At 70.4% G+C, this 23,209-nt stretch carries 18 protein-coding genes and 1 pseudogene; 9 read left to right on the top strand and 10 right to left on the bottom strand.

The annotated features are described in order from the left end of the window. Nucleotides 1-4: 4 nt before the first annotated feature. On the top strand, nt 5-1,165 hold the full coding sequence (solA, locus tag OG627_RS33965) for an N-methyl-L-tryptophan oxidase (protein ID WP_329071780.1): 1,161 nt from the start codon (nt 5-7) through the stop codon (nt 1,163-1,165). 14 nt (nt 1,166-1,179) lie between these two features. Further along, complete coding sequence (locus OG627_RS33960) at nt 1,180-2,328, top strand: aromatic ring-hydroxylating oxygenase subunit alpha (RefSeq protein WP_329071779.1); 1,149 nt, start codon at nt 1,180-1,182, stop codon at nt 2,326-2,328. Nucleotides 2,329-2,468: 140 nt separating this feature from the next. Here OG627_RS33960 and OG627_RS33955 read toward each other — a convergent pair whose 3' ends face one another. Together OG627_RS33955 and OG627_RS33950 are read right to left on the bottom strand one after the other, a co-directional pair. Then, nucleotides 2,469-3,200 (bottom strand): ribonuclease H family protein, encoded by a 732-nt coding sequence (locus OG627_RS33955; protein ID WP_329071777.1) that lies wholly within the window; start codon nt 3,198-3,200, stop codon nt 2,469-2,471. A 268-nt stretch (nt 3,201-3,468) separates the two neighbouring features. Next, nucleotides 3,469-4,371 (bottom strand): alpha/beta fold hydrolase, encoded by a 903-nt coding sequence (locus tag OG627_RS33950; protein ID WP_329071775.1) that lies wholly within the window; start codon nt 4,369-4,371, stop codon nt 3,469-3,471. A gap of 208 nt (nt 4,372-4,579) precedes the next feature. Between OG627_RS33950 and OG627_RS33945 the strand changes: the two genes are divergently transcribed. Next, entirely contained in the window at nt 4,580-5,419 is an 840-nt protein-coding gene (locus OG627_RS33945) for an SDR family oxidoreductase (protein WP_443073594.1), read from the top strand. A 152-nt stretch (nt 5,420-5,571) separates the two neighbouring features. Continuing rightward, a complete protein-coding gene (locus OG627_RS33940; RefSeq protein WP_329071771.1) occupies nt 5,572-7,044 on the top strand; it encodes a hypothetical protein in 1,473 nt (490 codons plus the stop codon). Nucleotides 7,045-7,139: 95 nt separating this feature from the next. On the opposite strand, the pseudogene OG627_RS33935 reads toward OG627_RS33940, so the two are convergent. The 3 genes and pseudogenes from OG627_RS33935 to OG627_RS33925 form a co-directional block, all read right to left on the bottom strand. Then, nucleotides 7,140-7,650: pseudogene (locus OG627_RS33935) on the bottom strand (SDR family NAD(P)-dependent oxidoreductase); the annotation flags it as partial. A 296-nt stretch (nt 7,651-7,946) separates the two neighbouring features. Beyond that, nucleotides 7,947-8,276 carry an antibiotic biosynthesis monooxygenase family protein gene (locus OG627_RS33930; RefSeq protein ID WP_329071769.1) on the bottom strand — a complete coding sequence of 110 codons (330 nt, stop codon included), beginning with the start codon at nt 8,274-8,276 and terminating at the stop codon, nt 7,947-7,949. A 24-nt stretch (nt 8,277-8,300) separates the two neighbouring features. Continuing rightward, complete coding sequence (locus OG627_RS33925; RefSeq protein WP_329071767.1) at nt 8,301-8,441, bottom strand: hypothetical protein; 141 nt, start codon at nt 8,439-8,441, stop codon at nt 8,301-8,303. A 204-nt stretch (nt 8,442-8,645) separates the two neighbouring features. Here OG627_RS33925 and OG627_RS33920 point away from each other — a divergent pair, with 204 nt between their 5' ends. Beyond that, nucleotides 8,646-9,056, top strand: coding sequence for a hypothetical protein (locus OG627_RS33920; RefSeq protein WP_443073593.1), 411 nt, complete (start codon nt 8,646-8,648; stop codon nt 9,054-9,056). Between the two features lie 60 nt (nt 9,057-9,116). Here the strand turns inward: OG627_RS33920 and OG627_RS33915 are convergent, their stop codons facing one another. Then, complete coding sequence (locus OG627_RS33915; protein ID WP_329073188.1) at nt 9,117-12,068, bottom strand: acid phosphatase; 2,952 nt, start codon at nt 12,066-12,068, stop codon at nt 9,117-9,119. Nucleotides 12,069-12,240: 172 nt separating this feature from the next. Next, entirely contained in the window at nt 12,241-12,936 is a 696-nt protein-coding gene (locus OG627_RS33910; RefSeq protein ID WP_329071765.1) for a TetR/AcrR family transcriptional regulator, read from the bottom strand. Nucleotides 12,937-13,075: 139 nt separating this feature from the next. Between OG627_RS33910 and OG627_RS33905 the strand changes: the two genes are divergently transcribed. Next, nucleotides 13,076-14,209, top strand: coding sequence for an FAD-dependent oxidoreductase (locus tag OG627_RS33905; protein WP_329071763.1), 1,134 nt, complete (start codon nt 13,076-13,078; stop codon nt 14,207-14,209). 197 nt (nt 14,210-14,406) lie between these two features. Next, complete coding sequence (locus tag OG627_RS33900) at nt 14,407-14,901, top strand: hypothetical protein (RefSeq protein ID WP_443073592.1); 495 nt, start codon at nt 14,407-14,409, stop codon at nt 14,899-14,901. Between the two features lie 83 nt (nt 14,902-14,984). Here the strand turns inward: OG627_RS33900 and OG627_RS33895 are convergent, their stop codons facing one another. Then, nucleotides 14,985-17,081, bottom strand: a complete 2,097-nt coding sequence (locus tag OG627_RS33895; RefSeq protein WP_329071762.1) for a glycoside hydrolase family 97 protein — start codon at nt 17,079-17,081, stop codon at nt 14,985-14,987. 747 nt (nt 17,082-17,828) lie between these two features. Here OG627_RS33895 and OG627_RS33890 point away from each other — a divergent pair. Further along, complete coding sequence (locus OG627_RS33890) at nt 17,829-20,240, top strand: carbohydrate-binding protein (RefSeq protein WP_329071760.1); 2,412 nt, start codon at nt 17,829-17,831, stop codon at nt 20,238-20,240. Nucleotides 20,241-20,351: 111 nt separating this feature from the next. Then, complete coding sequence (locus OG627_RS33885) at nt 20,352-20,558, top strand: hypothetical protein (RefSeq protein ID WP_329071758.1); 207 nt, start codon at nt 20,352-20,354, stop codon at nt 20,556-20,558. 2 nt (nt 20,559-20,560) lie between these two features. Here OG627_RS33885 and OG627_RS33880 read toward each other — a convergent pair whose 3' ends face one another. Together OG627_RS33880 and OG627_RS33875 are read right to left on the bottom strand one after the other, a co-directional pair. After that, complete coding sequence (locus OG627_RS33880; protein ID WP_329071756.1) at nt 20,561-22,627, bottom strand: FG-GAP-like repeat-containing protein; 2,067 nt, start codon at nt 22,625-22,627, stop codon at nt 20,561-20,563. 128 nt (nt 22,628-22,755) lie between these two features. Continuing rightward, entirely contained in the window at nt 22,756-23,124 is a 369-nt protein-coding gene (locus tag OG627_RS33875; RefSeq protein ID WP_329071753.1) for a hypothetical protein, read from the bottom strand. Nucleotides 23,125-23,209 lie beyond the last annotated feature (85 nt).

The following is a 23,209-nucleotide window of genomic DNA, read 5'->3' as shown; positions in this document are numbered from 1 at the left end:
GCACATGGCACCGACGTACGACGTGATCGTTCTCGGACTGGGCGGCATGGGCTCGGCCGCCGCCTACCATCTGGCGGCGCGCGGCGCCCGGGTGCTGGGTCTGGAGCGGTTCGGCCCGGCGCACGGGCGTGGTTCCAGCCACGGCGGTTCCCGGATCACCCGGCAGTCCTACTTCGAGGACCCGGCCTACGTACCTCTGCTGCTGCGCAGTTACGAGCTGTACGAGCGGCTGGAGCGGGACACCGGCCGCGAGGTGGCGACGCTGTGCGGCGGTGTGATGGTGGGGCGCCCGGAGAGCCTGACGGTGTCGGGCTCGCTGCGCTCGGCGCTGCGCTGGGACCTGCCGCACGAGATGCTCGACGCCGGGGAGATCAGACGGCGCTTCCCCACGCTGACGCCGGAGGACGACGAGGTCGCCCTGTTCGAGGCACGCGCGGGGCTGGTCCGCCCGGAGACCACGGTCACCGCGCATGTCGAGCTGGCGGCGCGGGCGGGGGCCGAACTGCGGTTCCACGAGCCGGTGACCGGCTGGACGGAGCTGCCGGGCGGCGCGGGCGTCCGGGTCAGGACCGCCGCGGGCTCGTACACCGCCGGGCAGTTGGTGATCTGCCCGGGGGCGTGGGCACCCGGGCTGCTCACCGACCTGGGGGTGCCGTTCACCATCGAACGGCAGGTCATGTACTGGTTCCGGCCGGAGGGCGGCACGGCGCCGTTCCTCCCCGAGCGTCACCCGATCTACATCTGGGAGGACGCCGACGGCGTGCAGGTGTACGGCTTCCCCGCCATCGACGGACCGGGCGGCGGCGCCAAGGTCGCCTTCTTCCGCAAGGGCACGGTGTGCACGCCGGAGACGATCGACCGGACGGTGTCCCGGGCGGAGACCGGGGCGATGGCCGCGCACGTCCGGCGGCACATCCCGTCGCTGCCCGGCGCGTTCCTGCACGCCGCGACGTGCATGTACTCCAACACCCCCGACGAGCACTTCGTCATCACCCGGCATCCGGCCCACCCGGAGTCCGTGGTGGTGGCCTGCGGGTTCTCCGGGCACGGCTTCAAGTTCGTCCCGGTGGTGGGAGAGATCACCGCCGATCTCGCGCTCACCGGCTCCACCCGGCACCCCATCGAACTGTTCGATCCGCGCCGGTTCTCCGCCGCGGCAGCCTGAGAGGCGGAACCGCCATGACGACCACACCGGCGTCCGTGGGGAACGGCACGGCCCCGAGCCTGATCCGGACGCTCCCCGGCCACTTCTACACCGATCCGGCGGTCTTCCGGCAGGAGCAGGAGAAGATCTTCGAGTCGCTCTGGTTCTGCGCGGTACGCGCCTCCGACCTGAGCCGGCCCGGCGCGTTCCGTACCGTACGCATCGGCCGCGAGTCGGTGCTCGTCACCCGGAACAGGGCGGGCGAACCACGCGCCTTCCTCAACGTCTGCCGTCACCGGGGCGCCAGGCTGTGCACCGAGGAGTCGGGCGAGGTACGCCGCAACCTGCAATGCGCGTACCACGCCTGGACGTACGACCTGGACGGCAGACTGATCGCCGCGCCCAACCTGGTGCGGATGCCGGACGTCGACGGGACCGCGTACGGGCTGACGGCGGTGCGGCTGCGCGAGTGGCTCGGCTACCTCTGGCTGTGCCTGGCGGACGAGCCGCCGTCCTTCGAGGAGACGGTGATGGGCGCGGCGGTGGAGCGGCTCGGCGACGCGGCGTCGATCGCGCGGTACCGCACCGAGGAGCTGGCGCTCGGGCGGCGCATCAGCTACGACGTCCGGGCCAACTGGAAGCTGATCGTCGAGAACTTCATGGAGTGTTACCACTGCGCGACCATCCACCCCGAACTGACCGAGATACTGCCGGAGTTCGCCCAGGGATACGCGGCCCAGTACTACGTGGGCCACGGCGCCGAGTTCGCCCCCGGGGCGCGGGGCTTCACGGTGGACGGCAGCCCCGGCCCCGGGCGGCTCCCCGGGATCGCGGAGGAGCAGGACCGGCGGTACTACGCGATCACCGTGAAACCGGCGGTCTTCGTCAATCTGGTGCCGGACCATGTGATCGTGCACCGGATGTTCCCGCTCGCCCACGACCGTACGGCCGTGGAGTGCGACTGGCTGTACGCGCCCGAGGCGGTCGCCGGGGGCGCGGATCTGACCAGGTCCGTGGAGCTGTTCCACCGCGTCAACACCCAGGACTTCGAGGCGTGTGAGCGCACCCAGCCGGGGATGGCCTCGCGCGCCTACCGCGAGGGGGGCGTTCTCGTGCCCTCGGAACACCACATCGGGGCGTTCCACCGCTGGGTGACCGGGCTGCTGGCGGGCGGTCCGGGCTGACGGACCCTGTTGGGGACAGTACACCGGGTGATCTCACCCCGGCCCGGCGCGCCGCCGGAAGGTCCGAGGGGCCGGACCTTCCGCGGCGCGCCGGAGGGAGGCGGACCGTCCGTGGCACCGGAGGGGCGGAACGGACGACGTCACGCCTCGGCGGGCTCGGCGGCGGCACACGCCGGGTGGCCCCAGCCGTCGGGGTTCTTGGCGATGGACTCGCCGGCGGCGTAGGAGCGTCCGCAGCGGCACCGGCCCGGGAACTTGGCGTTGAGGGTCCGCTTCGCGCTCCCCGGGGCGCGCCGCCTCGACGGCGCGCCCGCCTTCGCCGCCCCGCCGGAGGAGCCGCGGCTCACCGTGGACCGTACGGTGTCGGGCGCGGGCGGCGGCTGCGGGGAGCCGAGGTCGCTGCCGGCGGACCGCTGGGTGATCGCGGCATCGCTGGCCGCCCGGTCGGCGAAGTCGTTGAAGCGGTCGCCGTCGACCTGGTGGGCGGGGACGTAGCGGAACTCCACCGAGCGGCCGGTGAGCAGGGTGTCGATGCGCGCGACCAGTTCCTGGTTGGCGACGGGCTTGCCGGAGGCCGTCTTCCAGCCCTTGCGCTTCCAGCCGGGCAGCCAGGTCGTGACGGCCTTCATCGCGTACTGCGAGTCCATCCGGACCTCCATCGCGACAGCGGGGTCCGTGGCCGTCAACAGGCGCTCCAGAGCCGTGAGTTCGGCGACATTGTTGGTCGCCGTACCCAGGGGACCCCCCTCCCACCGGGCGACCTCGGCCCCCTCGGCGTCGGCGATGACCCAGGCCCAGCCGGCGGGCCCGGGATTTCCCTTCGACGCCCCGTCACACGCGGCGATCACACGTTCAGACATGCCCCAGATCATGCCAGGGCGATGAGGCGCGGCGTGCCACACCCCCGTAGCCCGGTGTCGCACACGCACACGGGCGGAGCGGCCGGAGCGGGCAGAGCAGGGCGCCCCTTCGGCCGACCGACACAAAGTGCTGACCTGCCGCTATGAGCGATTGGTCCCTGGGGCCCGGTATGCCGCACTCCGGTCCCACACCGCCTTGAACCCACATCGGGTCTGCCGTGATCCGCGCTTTGGAGCCTCTCGACCGTCTCGGGACACCGGCCCCCGATCGTCCCGGCACCTACGGCGCGGACAGGAGCCCGCGGATCTCCTCGGCCACCAGCTCCGGCTCGGTGACCGGGATGTAGTGGCCCGAGCGTTCGGCGATCACCTGGCGACCCCGGGCCGCCATGGCCGCCGACGCGGCGTGGGCCCTGTTGATGGCCTCGCGGCCGGCGCGGGAGATACCGGAGCCGGGGAGGGCGCCGGAGATGACGGTGACCGGGACGCCGGTCACGTCGGGCGGGGCGGTACGGAAGGCGGCCAGGTCGTCCAGGTACGTACGGGACTGGGCGCGCTGAGTGCGGATGACGCCGGGGGCGAGCCCGTCGGCCAGCAGGTCGCGGCGCGCGTCCTCCGGCAGAGCCTTGGCCAGCGATCCGAAGAGGAAGCGGAGCAGCCCGAGCCGGGCCAGCAGCAGGCTGACTGCGATGAGGGCGCGCTCCGCGCGGCGGAACAGCGGGCGGAAGAGCAGGTCGGTGCCCTCGTCGGTGGGGTCGACCAGGACCAGGGCGCGAATGCGCTCCGTACGCCCGGCGGCGGCGAGGCGGACGAGGGGGCCGCCCGCGCTGTGCCCGACCAGGATGTACGGGCCGGGGCCGAAGTGGTCGAGCAGGTCCTCCAGATCGTCCGCCATGCGGCGCAGCGTCCGGGAGGCTGGGTCGGCGGGGCTGCGGCCGAGCCCGGCGCGGTCGTAGACGACGGCGCGCGCCCACCGGCCGACGGCGGGCTGCACCAGCGCCCAGGAGGAGCGGGTCGCGGCGGCGCCCGCCTCGAAGACGACGGTGAGGGGCGCGAGTTCCGCCTCGTCGGTGTCGGGGCCGGGGCCGGGCAGGACCATGGCGTGCAGGGTCCGTCCGTCGCGGGTGGTCACCCACTCCACGCTGCCCTGAAGATGCCGCGTACCGCTGGTCGTTGAGGACATACGCCGCCCGTCTCCCCTGTCGCGCCGACTTATTAGGTTACCCTAACCTTTACCCCCTGGCCTTGCCGTCGGGCGGCGTCCCCTCCGTGCTCTCGCGCGGGACAAGGCCCCTTTCGGCCCCCGAGGGTGGTCGTGCCGTGCCTGGGTGCACGGCACCCAGGTGAAGCGCTGCCTGGAAGGTGCAGCCGGACCGCCCGAAGGTGAGGACATGACCTTTTCTTCGGCCTCTTCCCCCTCCCCTTCCGCATCGGCATCGGCCGTATCCACAGGTGCCGCTTCCGCCGCCGAACCCGGTCGCCTCCTCGCCGGGCGGGTGGCCGTGGTGACCGGGGCCACGAGCGGCATCGGCGCCGCCACCGCCCGCCGACTGGCTCTCGGTGGCGCCGACGTCGCCCTGATGGGCCGGCGCGAGGACAGGCTCACGGAGCTGGCGAAGGAGCTGCGTCCGGCTGCCTCCGGCCAGATCCTGCCGCTGACCGTGGACCTCGCGGACCCGCACGCCATCACCCGCGCGGCGGAGTCCGTACGCTCCGCCCTCGGCCGGGTCGATCTCGTCGTGGCCAACGCAGGATCGATGCTGGGCGCGCCGTTCGAAACCGCCGACACCGCGGAGTGGGACCGCATGCTCGACGTGAATCTGCGCGGGCTGCTGCTCACCGGCCGCGCCTTCGCCGACGATCTGCTCTCCGCGGCGGAGGACGGCCCGGCCGACCTCGTGCACATCGGCTCCATCGGCGGTCACAGCCTCTACCCCAACTGGTCCGTCTACTGCGCCACCAAGGCCGCGGTCGCCCATCTGACCCGCAACCTGCGCGTCGAGCTGGGACCGCGCAACGTACGGGTGCACAACATCGAACCCGGCGTGACGGTAACCGAGTTGGGGGACGACATGCTCGACGACGACATGCGTACCGCCCTGGCACAGATGCGTACCGGCACGCGCCCTCTGTCCGCCGAGGACATCGCCGAGTCCGTCGCCTTCACCGTCTCGGCACCGGCTCATGTGAACATCGCGGAGATGGTCGTGGTTCCTGTGCAACTCGGCTGACGCCCGGGTTCTCCGCAAAAGCAACGACCCGGGACGCGCCCCGGCACCTTCAATATGAACACAATGACAGGACTGTGGGGCTTCCGCTCAGTTCTCCTTAGCATCGACGCCGCCGCGCGACGGAGCGCGGACGAGATCGAGGAGAGCACTCCATGAACGACAGGCTGAGCGGGAAACGGCAGAACATCCGGGAGCGATCGGGCAGCCGCCGAAGCCGGTTCGCGGCCCTGGCCACGGGTATCGCGGGTGTCCTGGCCGCAGCGGTACTCGGCCCGCACGTCCCCGCCGTGGCGGCGGCCGGGCCGGGTACCGTCGCCTGCCCGGCGAACCTGGCGGGGAAGGCGACGTGCTACACCGGGCAGGACGTCAACGGCGCCCACTACGCGGTCGCCGTACCCAAGAACTGGAACGGCTCCCTGGTCGTCCACGCGCACGGCGGCCCGGACCTCGGCGAGGGGTCCGACCCCGAGCGCAGCGTCGGTGACCTCGCACGCTGGTCGGTCATGGTGAACGAGGGGTACGCCTGGGCCGGCTCCTCCTACCGGCGGGGCGGGTACGGCACCCGTATGGCGGCCGAGGACACGGAGAACGTGCGCCGGCTGTTCGTGGCGCGGTTCGGCAGTCCCGCGAAGACCTATGTCCACGGCCAGTCGTGGGGCGGCAACGTGGCCGCCAAGGTCGTCGAGATGTACGGCGCGGGCAAGCGCGGTCCCTACGCGGGCGCCCTGCTCACGAACGGCGTTCTGGGAGGCGGATCCCGGGGCTACGACTACCGGGTGGACCTGCGCGTGGTCTACCAGTACTACTGCCAGAACCTGCCCCGCCCCTCCGAGCCCCAGTACCCGCTGTGGGAAGGACTGCGCGCGGGCTCGACGCTGACCGGCGCCGGGCTGCGGGCCCGTTTGGAGGAGTGCACGGGCTACGCATCGGCCCCGCAGGACCGCACCGCCCTCCAGCAGCGCAATCTGGACGACATCCTCGCCGTCACGCGCGTACCGGAAAGGACCCTGGAGTCGCATCTGCGGTTCTCGGTATTCACCTTCCGGGACATCGTCCACAACCGGCTCGGCGGCCGCAATCCGTTCAGCAACCAAGGTGTCGTCTACTCCGGATCTCACGACGACGCGGCGCTCAACGCGGGCGTCGAACGGTTCCGCGCCGACCCGACGGCGGTACGCGACCTGTCCTGGGACAGCGACATCACCGGTGACGTGAGGATCCCGGTGCTGACCCTGCACGCCATCGACGACCCGACGGCGTTCGTGGAACACGAGGCCGCCTACCGGGCCAGTCTGCGCGGCGCCCAGCGGGACGGGTACCTGGTGCAGAGCTTCACGCGGGAGAGCGAGCACAGCGGGCTGAGCGACTCGGAGTACGCCAACTCCATCACCGCGCTGGACACTTGGGTACGTACGGGCAAGAAGCCCACCCCGCGCTCCCTGGCGGCCTCCTGCCCCTCCCACGACCGCGAGTACGGCACCGGCTGCTTCTACCAGCCCGATTTCGTCCCCGGGTCGTACGCGTCACGGGTCAACCCGCGCCCCGGCGGCCTGCGCTGGCCGGTTCTGACGGCGGCGCAGGAGAAGGCGCTGAGCCGGATCGACGGGGTCGGCATCGCGCCCTGACAGGCCAGACGGTCCGGGTCGGTCGGCTACGCCTGTCGCTCCACGCGGTGGGCAGTGGCAGCGCCGACCCGGCGGTGCGGACCCTGGGCAGGAAATCACCACGGTACGGTCTGCCCACGATAGTCGAGATACTCAAGGCCGGGCCTGTCTCGTTTCGCGAGGAGCACGTTCACCAGGCTCGGTACGCTCTGCTCGATGGTCAGCGGGGCGCCCGACCCGCCGAGGGCGGTGCGGACCCAGCCGGGGGCCATCAGCACGAACGACCGTGCCGTGTCGGGCTGTCGAGCGGCGAAGCTTCGCATGAACATGTTGAGAGCCGCCTTGCTGCCACGGTAGACCTCGCGCATGCCGGTCGTGTTGTTGGTGATGCTGCCCTGTCCGGATGTCATGGCTCCGATCAGGCCCGTCGGCGACACGAGCCCTGAAGGCCTTCGATGGCGCGCATGGGGCTCAGCGCGTTGGTGACCATGATGCTCACGAAATCGTCCGTCGGAACGTCGCCGATCGGCGTTTGCTCGTTGTTCCGGCGTTCACGAACAGCATGTCGAGGGCTCTGCCGGAGAGACGCTCGCGGAGCGATGCGAGCTGAGCCGGCTCATTGATGTCCGAGGCCCCGCGAGGCTCCGATGATCAGGATGGTGGGGGCCGCGTCGCTGATGGGCGTAACAGGCATGGGTGCCATCTCTCCTCGCGGTCGTTCGGTCACGAACACGCACTCGCCATGATCCGCGATGCCGGAATCGACTATAAATCAGGTCGAGTCGGACATCGCGAGTACGGCGCTCGCGTCGGAGCCGAGACGCCCCGTACTCGACCGGACGGAATTTCGTTCCGGCCCGCGACGCGTACCTCCACGCCGCGGGCCGGACCCTCATCCGCCGGGTACCGCGAGGCGGTCCGTTCTACGAGTTCGCGGGCGCTGTCTGCTGCACGACCTCGAAGGACCACAGGGTGGACCCGCTCGCAGCCGGCTTGGGGCGTTCGCCGCTCCCCGCGTCACCGCCCTGGTGAGCCGCCTTCATGGGGCCCTCCATCCAGGCTTGGAAGGACGCCTCGTCCTGCCACCGCGTGTAGACGAGGTAGTTGTCGGTGCCTTCGACGGGGCGGAGAAGCTCGAACCACTCGAATCCGTCGGAGCTCTCCACGGCATGGGCACGGGAGACGAAGCGCTTCTCCAGTGTCTCGCGCTGCTCGGAGGGGACAGTCAGTACGTTGATCTTGACTACGCTCATGGCCCCCATCCTGCCGCACGGCCGTCAGCAGACGAGGAGCGGCTCGTGCATACCGCGGTTTCGCACGGTGGTGCGGCGCAGCCCTTCGGCCCGGTAGTAGGGGGCCCAGTCCAGCCAGACCTTCCACTGGTCCCACGGGCCGCCGAAGACCGCGTAGCCGTCCACGCCGAGGTACTTGGCACCGGACAGCCACAGCTCCGGGTGCCGGCCGGGTGCACCGGGGCACCGAAGGTGGCGACAGCGCCGCTCCGCCGGTCCCCAGCAGGGCCGCACCGGCGAGCACCGTACGGCGTGTGTGTGAGTGCGGCATACCCGGGCTCTCGGCCGGAGGCCGCCACACCTTGCGCGCCTGCTGCGGGATTCCGCGCGATGGCTCGCGCCCAGCTCGCCGGGTGCCGGACCTGGATGCCCGGCAACATGCCCGGCACCGAGTGGGCCGCCCACTACGACGAACTCGCCGCCAGGTTCGGCCTCACCATCGACTCGATCGGCCCCGACTTCGGTATCGAGCCCCTCCTCGACTCGACCGCGGCCTCCTCGACACTGGCGACCTTCGTCAGCGAGCGGACTCCGCTGGTCTGGCCCGCCGGTCACGACCTGTGGCGCATCCGCCTGCACGACCCGACCCCGGTGTATCCGCACTCACTGATCCGGCGCACCGACAACCCGCATCCCGCCCTCACCGCACTGCGCGACCACCTCACCTCCGCGTACCCCGGCCGCCCCGACAGCGGGACCTGGACGCCGAAGTGGGCGCGGCGCGCCGCACCGCGCCCTTAGCGCTCGGACGCGGCGCCGTCCGTGGGCCCCGGCCGAGCTGCCGCCGGGGCCCACGGGGGGCTACTTCCCGACCCGCACTCCCCCAGCGTTCACCCGCACCCCGTCGACGGTGAGCGTGCCGTCGCGGTGCGCGGTGACCTTCGCGGCCATCGCCGCCGCGAGGTCGATCCGCTGCCAGCTCCCCCCGGCGCCCTGCTCGTCCAGCACGGCGCCGGAGGAGATCTGGGTGGCGGCGAGCACGGTACGCCGCTGGGCGCCGGTCAGCTTCGGGTGCGCCGTGAGCAGCAGATCCTCGGCCCCGTCCGGTACGGCCGGCGGGCGGTCCTCAGCGCCGATGCGCGGATAGCCGTAGGTCAGCCGCTGCTTGTACACCGTGAGCGCCTCGCCCGTGGGCAGGTACGGTTTCCCGTCGGCCGCACACCGCGCCGGCGAGTTGCCCACCCCGGCCTCCCGGCACTTCTGCGCGAGGACGGTCTCCAGCTCCGCCTTCGCCTGCTCCAGGAGCTTACGGAACCCCGGGTCGGACCAGCGCAGTTGGGCGGTCTTCCCACCGACGATCCGGCCACCCATGATGTCGGTCGGATAGTGGAAGGCGAGCAGGATGCGGTTGTCGCCGTACTCCGAGGCCCGCGCGAGGATCTGCGGTGCCAGTTCGGGCAGCAGGGTGGCGAGAACGATGCCCTGCGCGTAGCCGTGGCTGGTGTGCCCGCTCGGGAAGGAGCCGTCGCCCGCGAGGCCGTCGTAACCGCCGGGGCTGTCCCACCGCTCGATGAGACCGCTGTCGTTGGTGAACCCCATGCGCACGAAGGGGCGCTTGTACTGGTAGTTGTTCTTCGCGGTCTGGTACCAGTCGGCGGAGGATTCGGGGGTTTTCTCGACGCGGCCGGACAGCAGTGCCTCGACCTTGGGCAGTTCACCGTTCTTCAACGCCCGGCTGTAGAGGGGGCCGAGAGTGCTGCCCAGCCCGTCCGCCATGGTCCGGTACGGACTGTTCGCGCCGTCCACCAGGGCCTTGTGCACCCGGCGGTCGCCGGGGCCGGAGGGTGCGTTGTTGATGTCGACGACCGTTCGGTCGTTGACGGCGGTCAGCTCCTCGTACGTCGTCCCCCTCGGCAGGGGGTTGTTGGCACCCATGAGCGGCGGTGTGTTCCGTGCGGTGTCGAACGAGCGCAGCAGCCAGGTGAGGTAGTCACCGCCGCCGGGGGCGCTGGGCCGGTTGTCGGAGGCGTAGGAGGTGCCGAGCTGCTCGTCGGTGAAGGGCAGGGAGTCGGCGGTCTGCGCGAGCGAGTGGAGGCCGAAGTAGGCATCGGAACTGGTGCTGTTGCTCTGGTGAACCTCGACGGCCAGGGTGTTGGTCCCCTCCCGCAGGGCCGGTGCCGGAACGCTGAAGCGGGCGGTGACGGGGTCGCCCTTGCCGGTGGCGCCTTCCGGGGTCTGGTACTGAAGGTTCTTCTCGATCTTTCCGTCCCCGCGCCCGGCGATTCGGCGGCCGTTGAGATAGACGGTCACGGTGTCGTCGTAGACGACCGTACCGAGCAGCCCGGTGATCGCGTCGAGGGAGCCGCGTTCCATCGAGAAGGAGGTCCGGAAGAAGTACGCCTCGATATTGGCGCCCGTGTCCTTGCGGAGCCTCAGCTTGGTACGGACCGGGAAGTCGGGACCGAGGTCCGTGCCGTCGTTCTTCACGCCGAACGGACCGGGGGCCTTCTTCCAGGGCACGTCCCCCGCGTCGAAGCCGGCCCGGGTCCACGCCGTAGGGTCGCTCTCGCCGCGCGCCGGGTCGATGTCCGGCGTGTCGAGGTAGCTCCAGGTGGTCGAGGCGTCGAGGACGGCCTTGCCGATGCTGAGGTCGTCGATCCAACCGGTCGGCTGGTCACCCGACTTGGCGTGTGCGTCCGCGTAGCGTAACCGGATCTCACTGACCCGCCTCCCGGCGAGAGCGCCGAGGTCGGCCGACACGGTGTTCCACTTCCCCGGGGCGGGTGTCCGGCCGCCGGTGCTCGCCGCGTGGGTACGGGGGTGCCGGCCGTCCCTGTCGGTGTGGACGATGTCGAGCGCGATGCGGGCGGAGGCGGCGTCATCCGGGCGGATCGCGTAGCTCAGCCTCGACTCGCGCCCGAGCGGGACGTCGAGCCCCGAGCGCAGGACCACCGTGGAGGAGGCGGGCCCGGCGGCGAGGACGCGGCCCGAGTAGCGCAAGGCGGCCGAGCCGTCGGCCGCGCCCGCGGAGTCGGCGTTCTCGACCGAGACCCCGAGCGCCGAGGCCGAGGAGCCCGCGGAGCTGCGCAGGGTCCAGTCGGCGAGCTGGAGCTTGTCGTGGTCACCGGCCGAACCCTCGCACCGGTCGGCGCAGTTGTCGCTGATGCGGAGCTGGTAGTGGCGATACGCGGGCGGGGCGTCGACCGGGTAGAAGTTGGTCTGCCCGCGGGCGCCGAACCGCTGCCCCTCCTCCTCGTCCAGAACCTTCCACGAGGGGTCGTCCGCGTCCTTCGCGGCGGCGTCGCTGTCGCTCCCGAGCAGGGTCCACGCGGCGGGATCGCGCGGAGCCGCGTCGTTCGCGGAGGTGAGCGAGTAGCCGGTGACGGCCGCCGGGGTGCGGAGGGTGTAGATCACGTGGACGGGTTCACCCCTGGTGGGCCGTCCGCTGTCACGGGCGAACCACTTGGTGTCGGAGTCCTGGTCGGCGAGGTTCTCGACGCCTTCCTTCGCACTCGTGTCGTTGGGGTGGCCCGAGCGCACCTCCCGCACGGTGGTGGTCACTTGAGCGGTCTCGCCGCGGAGATTCCGCGTGGGCCCCTGGGCCGGGAACCCGGCGGGCCTGGGCGTACCGGGCTCGTAGGACGTGGCCCAGTACCCGCCCGCCTCCGGCGCCGCGCCCGCCGCGCCCGCCACACCTGCCGCCTTGCCGGCGTCGGTCGGGGTGGCCGAGGCGGCACCCGCCCCCAGCGAGCCCGCCACGAGCACGCCCACGACAACACCGGCCCCCGCACTTCTCCCACGTCTTCTGAACATCCGCATGACTCGCCTCTTTCTGTCGAGACAACGTTGTCATCCCTGCGAGCCTGAAGGCTCAACAAGGACATGTCAATGCTCGGGTGAGCCGTGTCGCACCCGGCCGGTTCGAGTTACGCCCACGGCCCGAACACCGGCAGCGGCACCGGCAAACCCAGGAGCCCGAGGTCGGCTACGACGGGGCCGGGGCGGCCGGCTTCTGGAGGGCGGTGATCCCGGCGAGGATGAGGTCGATGCCGGAGAGGAACTCGGCTCGGTCGTCATGATCGCGCAGCTGCTCCGCGACGTTTCGGGTGAACGCGTACTCGTCGGGATCGAGGTTCGCCCACGCGGCCGAGGCGGTGTCGAGGAAATCGGTCCGGTTCATGTCCGGCCGGAATCCGCGGGCGTTGGCCGCGTTCTGTCCGCCCACTCCGAGAATGTAGTTCAGCAGCGCGGACGCGGCGGTGAACTGGGCGGCGTGGGGCACGCCGAGCGCCTGGACCTGGCGTCCGAGGTGCTCGAAGACGCGCAGCAGCGGGGACTCCGACGGGGCGCCGGCGAGTTGCGTGCCGATCCACGGGTGGGCGTCGATCGCGTCGAATACGCCGACCGCGAGGACACGGATCACCTCCTGCGGCGTCGCGTCGGCGACGCCGGCGGCCATGGTGCCGGCGACGACGGTCTCGGTGGCCGCGTTGAGGAGTTCCCTCTTACCCGTGACATGCCAGTAGATCGCACCGGGCCCGGTGGCGAGGCGCTCGGCCAGTGCGCGGAACGTGAGTCCGCTCTCGCCCGCCGTGTCGAGGAGCCCGATCGCAGCCTCGACGATGCGCTCCCGGGAGAGCGGTTCCTCTCGTCGCTCCGGACGACGCGTCCTCGTTGCCATGCGCACATCCTGACATACGCCTGGAACCCTGTTCCAGCTTGACATCTCTGGAACGGGGTTCCAGGCTGCATTGGAACAACATTCCAGAGCGACCTGCCGGGCGCCCACCCGACAGGCGTGCGACAGGCAAGGGACCACCATGACCACTGACGTCACGATCATCGGCGCCGGGCTCGGAGGACTGCTCCTCGCCCGCGTCCTCCACGTCCACGGCATTCCGGCGACGGTCTACGAGGCGGAGACCTCTCCGGCGGCGCGATCGCAGGGCGGGATGCTCGACATCCACGAGGACAACGGCCAGCCGGCTCTCCGGGCCGCGGGTCTGATGGACGAGTTCCGCGGCCTCATCCTGGAGGGCCGCCAGGCGACACGTGCCCTCGCTCCGGACGGGACGGTCCTGCTCGACAAGGCCGACGACGGCACGGGCGGGCGCCCCGAGGTACTGCGCGGCGAACTGCGACAGCTGCTGCTCGACTCGCTCCCGGCCGGCACCGTCCGCTGGGGCCACAAGGTCAGCCGTGCCCGTACCCTCGGCGGCGGCCGCCACGAGGTGACCTTCGCCGACGGCACCACCGTCACCACGAGCCTGCTGGTCGGCGCGGACGGCGCGTGGTCACGGGTCCGGCCACTGCTCTCCGACGCCACACCCCAGTACACCGGCATGTCGTTCGTCGAGACCTACCTGTTCGACAGCGACACCCAGCACCCGGCCGGCGCGAGAACGGTCGGCGGCGGGGCACTGTTCGCGCTCGTGCCGGGAAAGGGACTCATGGCTCACCGGGAGAGCGGCGGCACCCTGCACACCTACGTGATGCTCACCGAGCCGCAGGACTGGTTCGCCGGCATCGACTTCACCGATCCCGCCGCGGCCACCGCGCGGATCGCCGAGGAGTTCGACGGCTGGGCCCCCGAGCTCACCGCGCTGATCACCGACGGCGACACCGCACCGGTCCTGCGCCCCCTCAACGCCCTGCCCGACGACCACCAGTGGGACCGGGTGCCGGGAGTGACCCTGCTCGGCGACGCCGCCCACCTCTCGCTCCCGAACGGCGAAGGCGCCAACCTGGCCATGTACGACGGCGCCGAACTCGGCAAGGCCATCGCCGCACACCCGCACGACGTCGAGGCCGCGCTCACCGGATACGAGCGGGCCATGTTCCCCCGCAGCGCCGCGGCCGCCACCGATGGCGCCCACCTCCACGAGTTGCTCTACGGCGACCACGCGCCCCACGGCCTGATCAACATGCTCACCGGTCACGCCGGACACGAGTAGCCCCACCGGAGAAACCACCGCTGCACGGGGCCTCGGGGCATCGGTGAACCGGACAGGATACGGCGCGGTCCCGGTCCGCCACGGCCGCTCGGCCGCCGTGGCATACGGAGTGAACGGCCACCGGAGTTCATCCGTATCCCTGCTCGTACGCCTGACCGCCCGTGCGGGCAGGAACAGCTCGGAGACGGAGAGGCGACGTGCCACAGCGTCAACTGCCAGCACACACCGGCCGCAACCTGTCCGCCGCCCGCCTGGCGCGCGGCGCCGCCCTCGCGGGAAGCCTGATGATCCTGCCCTTGGCCACGGCCTGCGGCAACTGGGGCGAGGACGACGCCGCGGTGAAGCGCGGTCAGTCGAAGATCTCCGCTCCCGAGATCACGGTCGTGGCGCCGGCCAGGGTCGAGGTGATCGCCAGCCTGACCGGGTGCAAGGTCAAGATCCGCACCGAGGCGGAGGAGCTGCGGGTGGGGGTCTGCCACACCAAGGAGGCGGACTACGCCATCACGACCTTTCCCGAGGAGGAGTACAAGCAGACGTGGCTGGACACGGCCAGCATGTACGGAGGCAAGTACCTGGTCGGCTCGCGCTGGGTCGTCAGCGCACCTCCTGAGATGCTCAAACCGTTCCAGGCGAAGCTCGGCGGGACCATCCAGCAACTGCGCGGGATGGGCCCCACTCCGAGCTCGTCATGACGGGGAGTCACACAGCGGTTCGCGCGGCCCGCTGCCGTTGGGAACCGGGGGCGCCAGGAGCGCACAGGGCGGAACCGGGTGGGTCAGGAGCGCACGGGGCGGAACCGGATCGCGGTGCCGCCTCCGGCGACGAGTCGCAGTGTCAGCACAGCGGACGAGCGCACTGTCGTGGTCCGGATATCGATCGGGAGCGGGTTGTCGTGCCAGCTGGTGTCGGCGGCGTCGCGGTAGATCTCGGCCCTGTGCCGACCCGGCCCCAGGAAGCGCAGCGGCACCCGTAGCGTCCGGTCCTGCTCGTCGGTGATCGCGCCGAGGTACCAGGTGTCGCCCTTCCGGCGGGCGGCGACGGTGTAGTCGCCGATCACGCAGTCCAGGAACCGGGTCTCGTCCCAGCTGGCGGGCATGTCCTTCAGATACGCGAATCCCGGGTGGGAACGGTAGTCCTCCGGGGTGTCGGCCAGCATCTGTAGCGGGCTGAAAAAGAGCGAGTACAGGGCGAGTTGGGCGGCCGAGGTCGTCTGTACGCGAGTACCGAGCGCGGCCGGGTCCCAGGTCACGTTGAGCACGCCCGGGGTGTAGTCGGCCGGCCCGCCCATGAACCTGGTGAAGGGCAGGATGGTGGCCTGCTCCGGCGGATTCCCGAGCCGCCCCATGTGATTCTGCTGCTCCATCCCGGCCACCCCCTCGCTGGTCATCATGTTCGGGTACGTGCGTGCCAGTCCGGTCGGCTTGATGGCCTCATGCGCGATGATCATGATCTGGTGGCGGGCAGCGGTGTCGATGACCCGCTGGTAGTGGCGTACGGCTTCCTGGTCGAAGTGGCTGCGGTTCACCCCGCCCAGCACGAACTTGGTGGCGTAGCCGGTCTTGACCGCGTGGATGCCGAGTTCGGCGTACCGCGCGAAGATCGTGTCCAGGTGCCGGTCGTAGTGGTCGACGAAGCCACGGGTCTCGTTGTGTGCGGTGAACCCGATGCTGTTGTCCCGGGCGTAGCGCAACACCTCGGGCAGATCGAAGTCCGGTTGCGGTGTCAGGAAATCCTGGTCGGTCCACTGACCGCCGGCATTGGTGTTCCATCCCTCGGCGAGTACGTGGCTCGCGCCCGCCTCCCTGGCGAGATCGATGTACTGCTTGACGCGTTCGGTCGTCGCGCCGTGGCGCGGCCCCGCGGTCCAGGTCGTGTGCCGCCGTTGCAGTTCCCACCAGACGCCGACGTACGTGCCCGGCGAGATCCACGACGTGTCAGCGAGCGCGCACGGCTCGTTGAGGTTCTCGATCAGGTGCGATTCGGCGAGATCACCGGGGCGGTCGCCGATGGTCAGCGTGCGCCACGGGGTGGAGAACTCGCCCGCCAGCCGGGCCTTCGTGCCGTCGGGAAGGCTGATCAGCTCACTGGTGAAGGCGCCCGGCCGGGTGCTGTCGGCGGCGAGGGTCATACTCGGATAGTCGATCAACGCCGCCTCGTGCACCACGATGTACTGGCCGTCCGGGGTGACCGAAGTCAGCGGGGTCTGCGCCGTCTTCACATCGGACAACTGGGCCCGCCGGTAGTGCCGTTCGTCGGCGTTCCAATCGGTACCCGCCGCCAGCGACCAGCTCGTGGCGCTCGGCGGCAGTGCGAACTCGGTGCGCTCGGCGGTGACCGTGCAGGTGTCGAGCCCCGCCTGCGCCGGCAGGTGGTAGCGGAAGCCGACGCCGTCGTCGAAGACCCGGACGACGAGGTCGAGCCGTATCCCACTCGCCGCGTGCACGGTCCGTACCACGGCCTCCCTGGCATGGTTGCGGACGCGTGCGTCGGGGCCCCACAGCGGGCGCCATGACTCGTCGATCGTCCTGCGCGCGACGGATTTCACCGCCAGGCCGCTGGTGAGCGACGGCAGGCCGGCCAGATCGAGCCCGAGCCCGGAGGGGGCGACCAGGACCCGGCCGTGACACACGACCTGGTAGACGAGACGCCCGTTCACGATGAGAACGGTCATCCGCAGCCGGCCGTTCGGCGAGTGCACCGTGACGTGGCCGGATGTCTCGGCGAGCGCGGCGGCGGAAGCACCGGCGGTGGCGGAAGCGGGGGCGGTGGCGGAAGCGGGGGCGGTGGCGGAAGCGGGGGCGGTGAACACCCCGGTGAGTACGGCGCCGGCGGTGGCGCCCAGAACGGTACGACGATTCGGCTTGCTGACCACTTCACCCTCCATCGGCGGGACACCGCCTCGATCGCACGGTCACGTACATGAATGCTGACTTGACGCGTGAACCACGGCAATCGATGACTCCGGGCAGGATCACCCCAAGAATCCACCTTGCCGCACCCTGAACCGTCTCACCACAGTCGGCCGGAGTCACGTGTAATGCAGCAACGTTCACATGGATGAACAATTGGCCGTGTGACCGGGCCGCTCGGCCAACCGCGAGAGGCGCTCCCACCTGGGGCTTACCGCCGCGCTGAAATGTTCGCAACTGTTTCTTTGCCTTGCGCCTTGACCTCAAAAGAAACACGACAGCACACTGTGCGCCATCCCCTCGCCGCGCGAGGGGCATCTCCACGCAGCGGACGAGCACGGGCCAGGGGCACGGTCAACTGCCGCTTCCCCAGGCTCCGTTGCACTACAAGGGCACTGACTGGCGATCGGACCTCCCCGCCACCTGAGATCAGGCGACCGGAGCCAGCACCCCCTGCGGCATCCATCCACACAAGGAGAGGTGCGCTCCATGACCCGCGTTCACGGCGCACGACCTCCAAGGCACCTCGGCGGAGCAGCGCCGACTCCGCTGTACCGCAACGAGACAAGGAGCACCTCATGACCGGATTCAGCCGTCGCGATTTCATCTGGGCCGCCGGTGTCGGGTCGGCCGCCCTGACTCTGCCACTGACAGGCGCACTGGGCCACGCGAGCGCGAGCACAGCCTTACCGGCGGTTCTGAGGGCAACCGTGAGTGCGTCGGGCACCTGGCGGGTGACCGCGAGCGACCTGGGCTGGACCTTCAGCGGCTCGGTGGGCTCGGCGGCGACCGACATCACCAGCAGATCGGGATCGGACGCGCTGGGCGCCTACACCGAAACCACGTTCGCCTTCCAGGCGGGCGGGCGGAAGGGCGGCCTTCGCGTCTACAACGGCGCGTCGTCCGTCGTCTTCACCGACACCTACGTCAAGGGCGCGGACAACGCCGAGCCGTTCCCGACCATCACCGGCTACCCGGAACTCGCGCACCAGCTGAGCCACCGCGCTTGTTTCGGGAAATTCCAGTTCAACACCTTCTCGGGCGCGGCGGACAGCCCGTGGGTGTTCTTCGACGACAAGGGCAACACCTTCGTGCTCTCGGCGGCGAACCACTTCGCGGAGGCGCGGACCGCGCTGACCCCGGACGGATCGATCGCGGCCGGCGTGCTCAACTCGGTCGCCACCCTGCCGGCCGGTTACACCCGGCAGACGATCCTTTCGGCCAAGGCCGGCGTCGGCGCCGCCTACCACGCGTGGGGCACCGCGCTGACCGCCCTGGCGGGCAAGACCCTGCCGGCCAACGACGCGGGGCCGATCCTCAACACGCTGGGCTACTGGACCGACAACGGCGCGGACTACTACTACAAGTACGACCAGTCGAAGGGCTACGCGGGCACGCTGCTGGCCGTGCGCGACGAGTGGAACTCCAAGAAGATCCCGCTCGGCTACATGCAGCTCGACAGCTGGTGGTATCCCAAGGGCCCGGCGAGCGCCTGGAACAACTTGCCGGGCGGCACCTATCTGTACGAGGCGGACAAGGAACTGTTCCCGGACGGACTGGCCGCGTTCCAGCGGCAGTTGGGGAAGCCACTGGTCACCCACGCCCGGTGGATGGACAAGGCGAGCCCGTACCACGGTGAGTACACGTTCTCGAACGACATCATCACCGACCCGAAGTACTGGCAGAGCGTCATGGCCTACCTGCGTGACAGTGGAGTCGTCGTCTACGAGCAGGACTGGCTCTGCAACAACGCGAAGCCCGCCGAGAACCTCACCGACGCCGACGCGTTCTTCGACAACATGGCCCGCTTCGCAGCGACCGGCGGCATGGATCTCCAGTACTGCATGGCGCTGCCGCGCGACTACCTCCAGAGCACGCGCTACTCGAACCTGACGACCATACGGGTCAGCAACGACCGCTTCGAGCGGTCGAAATGGGACGAGTTCCTCTACGACTCGCAGTTCGCGGGCGCGCTCGGGGTGTGGCCGTGGGTCGACGTGTTCCTGAGCGCCGAGACGAACAACCTGCTGCTGGCGAACCTCTCGGCCGGGCCGGTCGGCGTCGGCGACGCGCTGGGGAAGGTGCACGCCGGCAACCTGCTCCAGGTGGTACGTCCCGACGGGGTCATCGTCAAGCCGGACGTGCCGATCGTCCCCACCGACGCGACCTACGTCGGCGAAGCGGCGGGCGACCTGCCGCCCATGGTGGCCACCACGCACGTCGCACACGCGGGGCTGCGCTACGGTTACGTATTCGCCTACGCCCGGCAGTCCCCCGCGCCGGAGCAGACCTACCAGGCGGAGGGCGCGACCCTCTCCGGGGCGATCGTCGCCCACGACAACGCCGGGTACACGGGCAGCGGCTACGCCGACTACCAGAACGCCGATGACGACTACGTGGAGTGGACGGTACAGGTGCCAGCGGCCGGCACCTACACGCTGGAGTTCCGCTACGCGAACGGCGGCGCGACCGACCGACCGCTCGCGGTCACCGTGAACGGCGGCGATTCCCACACCGTGGCGTTCGCTTCGACCGGCTCGTGGACGGCGTGGAACCGTGACGGGCTGCCCGTCACCCTGGCCGAGGGCGCGAACACCGTACGCGCGACCGCCACCGGGTCGAGCGGGGGCAACATCGACTGGCTCGGCGTCAGCCGGGGCACCGTGCCGATCGGCCCCTCCCAGACCGCCTCGTTCGGCCTGGCCGAACTCGGCCTGACCGAACCGGCCTACGCCTACGACTACTTCGCCGGTACCGGCGCCCTGGTCGCCCGGGGCGGCAGCGTGAGCACCACCGTCACCACCGGCACGTACTGGGTCGTCGCCCCGGTGGGCGCCTCCGGCATCGCCTTCCTCGGCGACGCCGGAAAGTTCGTCCCGCACGGCGCCAAGCGCATCGAGCACCTGCGCGACAACGGGAGGGTGCACGCCACGGTCGCCTTCGCCACGGGCGAGGGTCCGGTGACCCTGCACGGGTACGCGCCCCGAAAGCCGACCGTCACCGCCACCACCGGCAGCGTCGGCGCCGTCGGCTACGACAAGTCGACCAAGCTCTTCACGGTCACGGTCACGGCCACCACGGCGGAGGCGGCCAACCGGGCTGTCATCACCATCACGCCCTGACCGCGACGGCACTCCTCCCCGCCGCATGACGCACAGCACACCGCACAGGGCCTGGCCGAGCCGCTCGGTCGGGCCCCTGTCGATCTCGCCCCCATCAGCGGAACGGCGCGGATGTGGCAGATCGTCCGGTACGAACCGACCGACCTCAGCGACTGGAAGATCTGCCCGAACAGCACCTGCGACGAGGACGAGTATCAGCAAGGGAACACGGCGGCCGCCGGGCGGCGGTATGCCCCGCGCGCGAGCACGTACGGCTCCGGCCTGCGACGGGCGGGCCGGAGCCGTACGGGAGGTACGAGGTACGAGGTACGAGGGTAGGACTACTGCTGCTTGTAGCGCTCCATCAGACGCACTCGGGCGAAGTTCCAGTAGTTGGACTCGCTGGAGGCCCAGCTGCCCGTATGACCGTTGAACGTGCCGTCGGCCTTGGCGGTCATGGTGAACATCCGGACCGTTCCGGCGTCGTAGCCGTACATGAAGGCGAGGTCGTCGCGGCCGTCGCCGTTGTAGTCGCCGGCCACGACCTTCATGTGGTCGCGCCAGAGGTTCCCGGCCGGGATACTCGCCGCGACAGTACGGGTCTTGAAGGTGCCGTCGGGCTCGGAGAGCCAGGTCGACACGCCGTCTGAGCCGTCGGCGTAGTCGTACCAGACGGCGATGTCGTCACGCCCGTCACCGTTGAAGTCACCGGAACTGACGGTGGATCGGGCGCCGTCACCCCAGGTCGGGGCCTCCCAGCCAGCGACGGGATCGGCGAAGCCGCCGTCGGGCCTGGCGGTGAAGGTGAACAGCCGGGCGGAGCGGTCGCTGTAGGTGTACAAGACACCGATGTCGTCGCGGCCGTCGCCGTTGTAGTCGCCGGTGCCGAACTTCATGTTGTCGGCCCACCAGTTGCCGGCCGGCTTGGAGAAGGAGGCCACCGGATTGGCGAAGCCGCCGTCGGGCCTGGCGGTGAAGGTGAACAGCTTGTCGCTGCCGTCGGTGTAGTCGTACCAGACGGCGATGTCGTCGCGCCCGTCGCCGTTGAAGTCGCCGCTCAGCGGATTCACGTTGGCCGCGGTCCAGTTGCCGGGCGTGACCTTCCAGGAGGTGAGGGGCTCCGCGAAGTTGCCGTCACCCTTGCCGAGCCAGGTGAACAGGGCCATGGAGCCGTCGGCGTAGCCGTAGAAGGCCGCCACGTCCGCGGTGCCGTCGCCGTTGTAGTCGCCGGTGAGGAACTTCATCCTGTCGGCGGTGAATCCCCCGGCCGCCCGGCTCCAGCTGGTGACCGGCGGCAGGAACGTACCGTCGGGGCCCGCGATGAAGCGGTGCATGGCGTCGTGGCCGTCGGCGTAGTCGTACCAGGACACGATGTCGCTGCGGCCGTCACTGTTGAAGTCGTTGCGGACGACGGTGCCACTGGACCACAGGGACTCGTTCTTGTCGGTGTGGACGACGAGGTTGCCGCGGTCCGTCAGCACGGCCGAGCCGCCGGGGGCCGAGGTCTTGGACTCCCACAGCTTCGTGGTTCCGTCCGATTTCAGTACGACGAGGTTTCCCTGCGGGTCCAGCCGCGCGGTGGCGCCCGCGTTGCCCCCGGTGCCGGTGGACCAGAGGGTCTTGCCTGCCTTGGAGGTGATGACGAGATCGCCGTCCGTCCGCAGGGTCGCCGTGACGGAGCGCGAGACCAGCGAGTCGCCGGGCAGCAGGCGCTGGCCCGGCCGCAGGGCGGCGCCGAGCGCCGAGCCGTCCGCACGAGCGGCGACCGCGCCGTTGCGGCTCTCTTCGCTGCCGAAGCAACCACCCTGCCAGGAACGGCTGCTGACGCCGACCAGCTCGTACGATCCGCTGCCCGTCTCGCGCAGCACGGGACCGCCGGTGTCGCCCTTGCAGATCGCGTCGTCGGCGGTCCTGCCGGTGATGTTCAGAGCGCCGTCAGTAGCGGAGTCGAGTGTGAAGGCGGCCTCGTGGAGTCTGTTCTGCACCCACTCGGTCTTGGTGCGGCCGTAGCCCGTCACCTTCAGGACGTCACCGGTCTGTGGCGGCTGGGTGGCCATCTTGACCGGGGTGATGCCGGTGGCGGGGGTGGCCAGGCGGGCCATCACCATGTCGCGGCCCGCGCGCGGTACGAGCTGCACCACCTCGCTGACATGACCGCCGGTGGTGGCGGACAGGTCGCCGCGGCCGATCGTGGCGACCGTCTTCATCGACGGTTTCCCGGCGGGGACGTCGGTGCCCGCCTCCGGGTCGGTGGCGAAGCAGGAGGCGGCGGTCACCAGCCACTGGGCGTCGACCAGGGCGCCGGTACAGGCGCGCTCGCCGTCACCGATGGCGAGATGGGCGGTGAAGGCGTAACTGCCGGCGGCGGCCGGGGCACCGACCACGGCCTGTGCGGGGAGCACCAGCATGGTGCTTCCTACGGTTGCTGTCAGTGCGAGCAGCGATACGCCGCGCAGCACGGTAGAACGTCTTCCGGACACGAGTGGTTCTGCTTTCTGTCAGGGGGACGAGGTCGGCGAAGGGCCCTGTGGAAGGGCTACTTGGTGGCGTGGATCTCAAGGAGGGTGTGGTCACGGCCCTCGGGGTCCGCGCTCTCGCCGACCGGGGTCCAGGTGTTCTTGGCGATGTCGAAGGACGTCTCCTTGCCCGCGACCTCCATGTCGACCTGGAGCTTGTAGTCATTGCCCTTGACGGCGTAGACCTGCGGCAGCTCCATGGCCAGGTAGCCGGTGTTGCCCTTGACCTGGAAGCAGAACTTGTCATGACCGCGGGCCCACACCTCGACCAGTCCGGTGGCGGACGCGCAGTCAACGAGCAGGATGTTGCCGTCACCCGTCTTCAGACGGATTCCCCGCTCGGCAAAGATCTTCTCGGCGCCCGGATAGACATAATCCTCCACGGCCACCGGCGGCAATTCATCGGCCGCGACAGCTGCCGGGGCACGGGTGTCGGCTCCGGCGAAAGAGGCGCCCGCCAGCATGACACCAATG

This window comes from Streptomyces sp. NBC_01429 (assembly GCF_036231945.1).
GTDB lineage: Bacteria > Actinomycetota > Actinomycetes > Streptomycetales > Streptomycetaceae > Streptomyces.
Note: the sequence above shows the minus strand (reverse complement) of the source record. Positions and strands in the feature narration are given on the sequence as shown.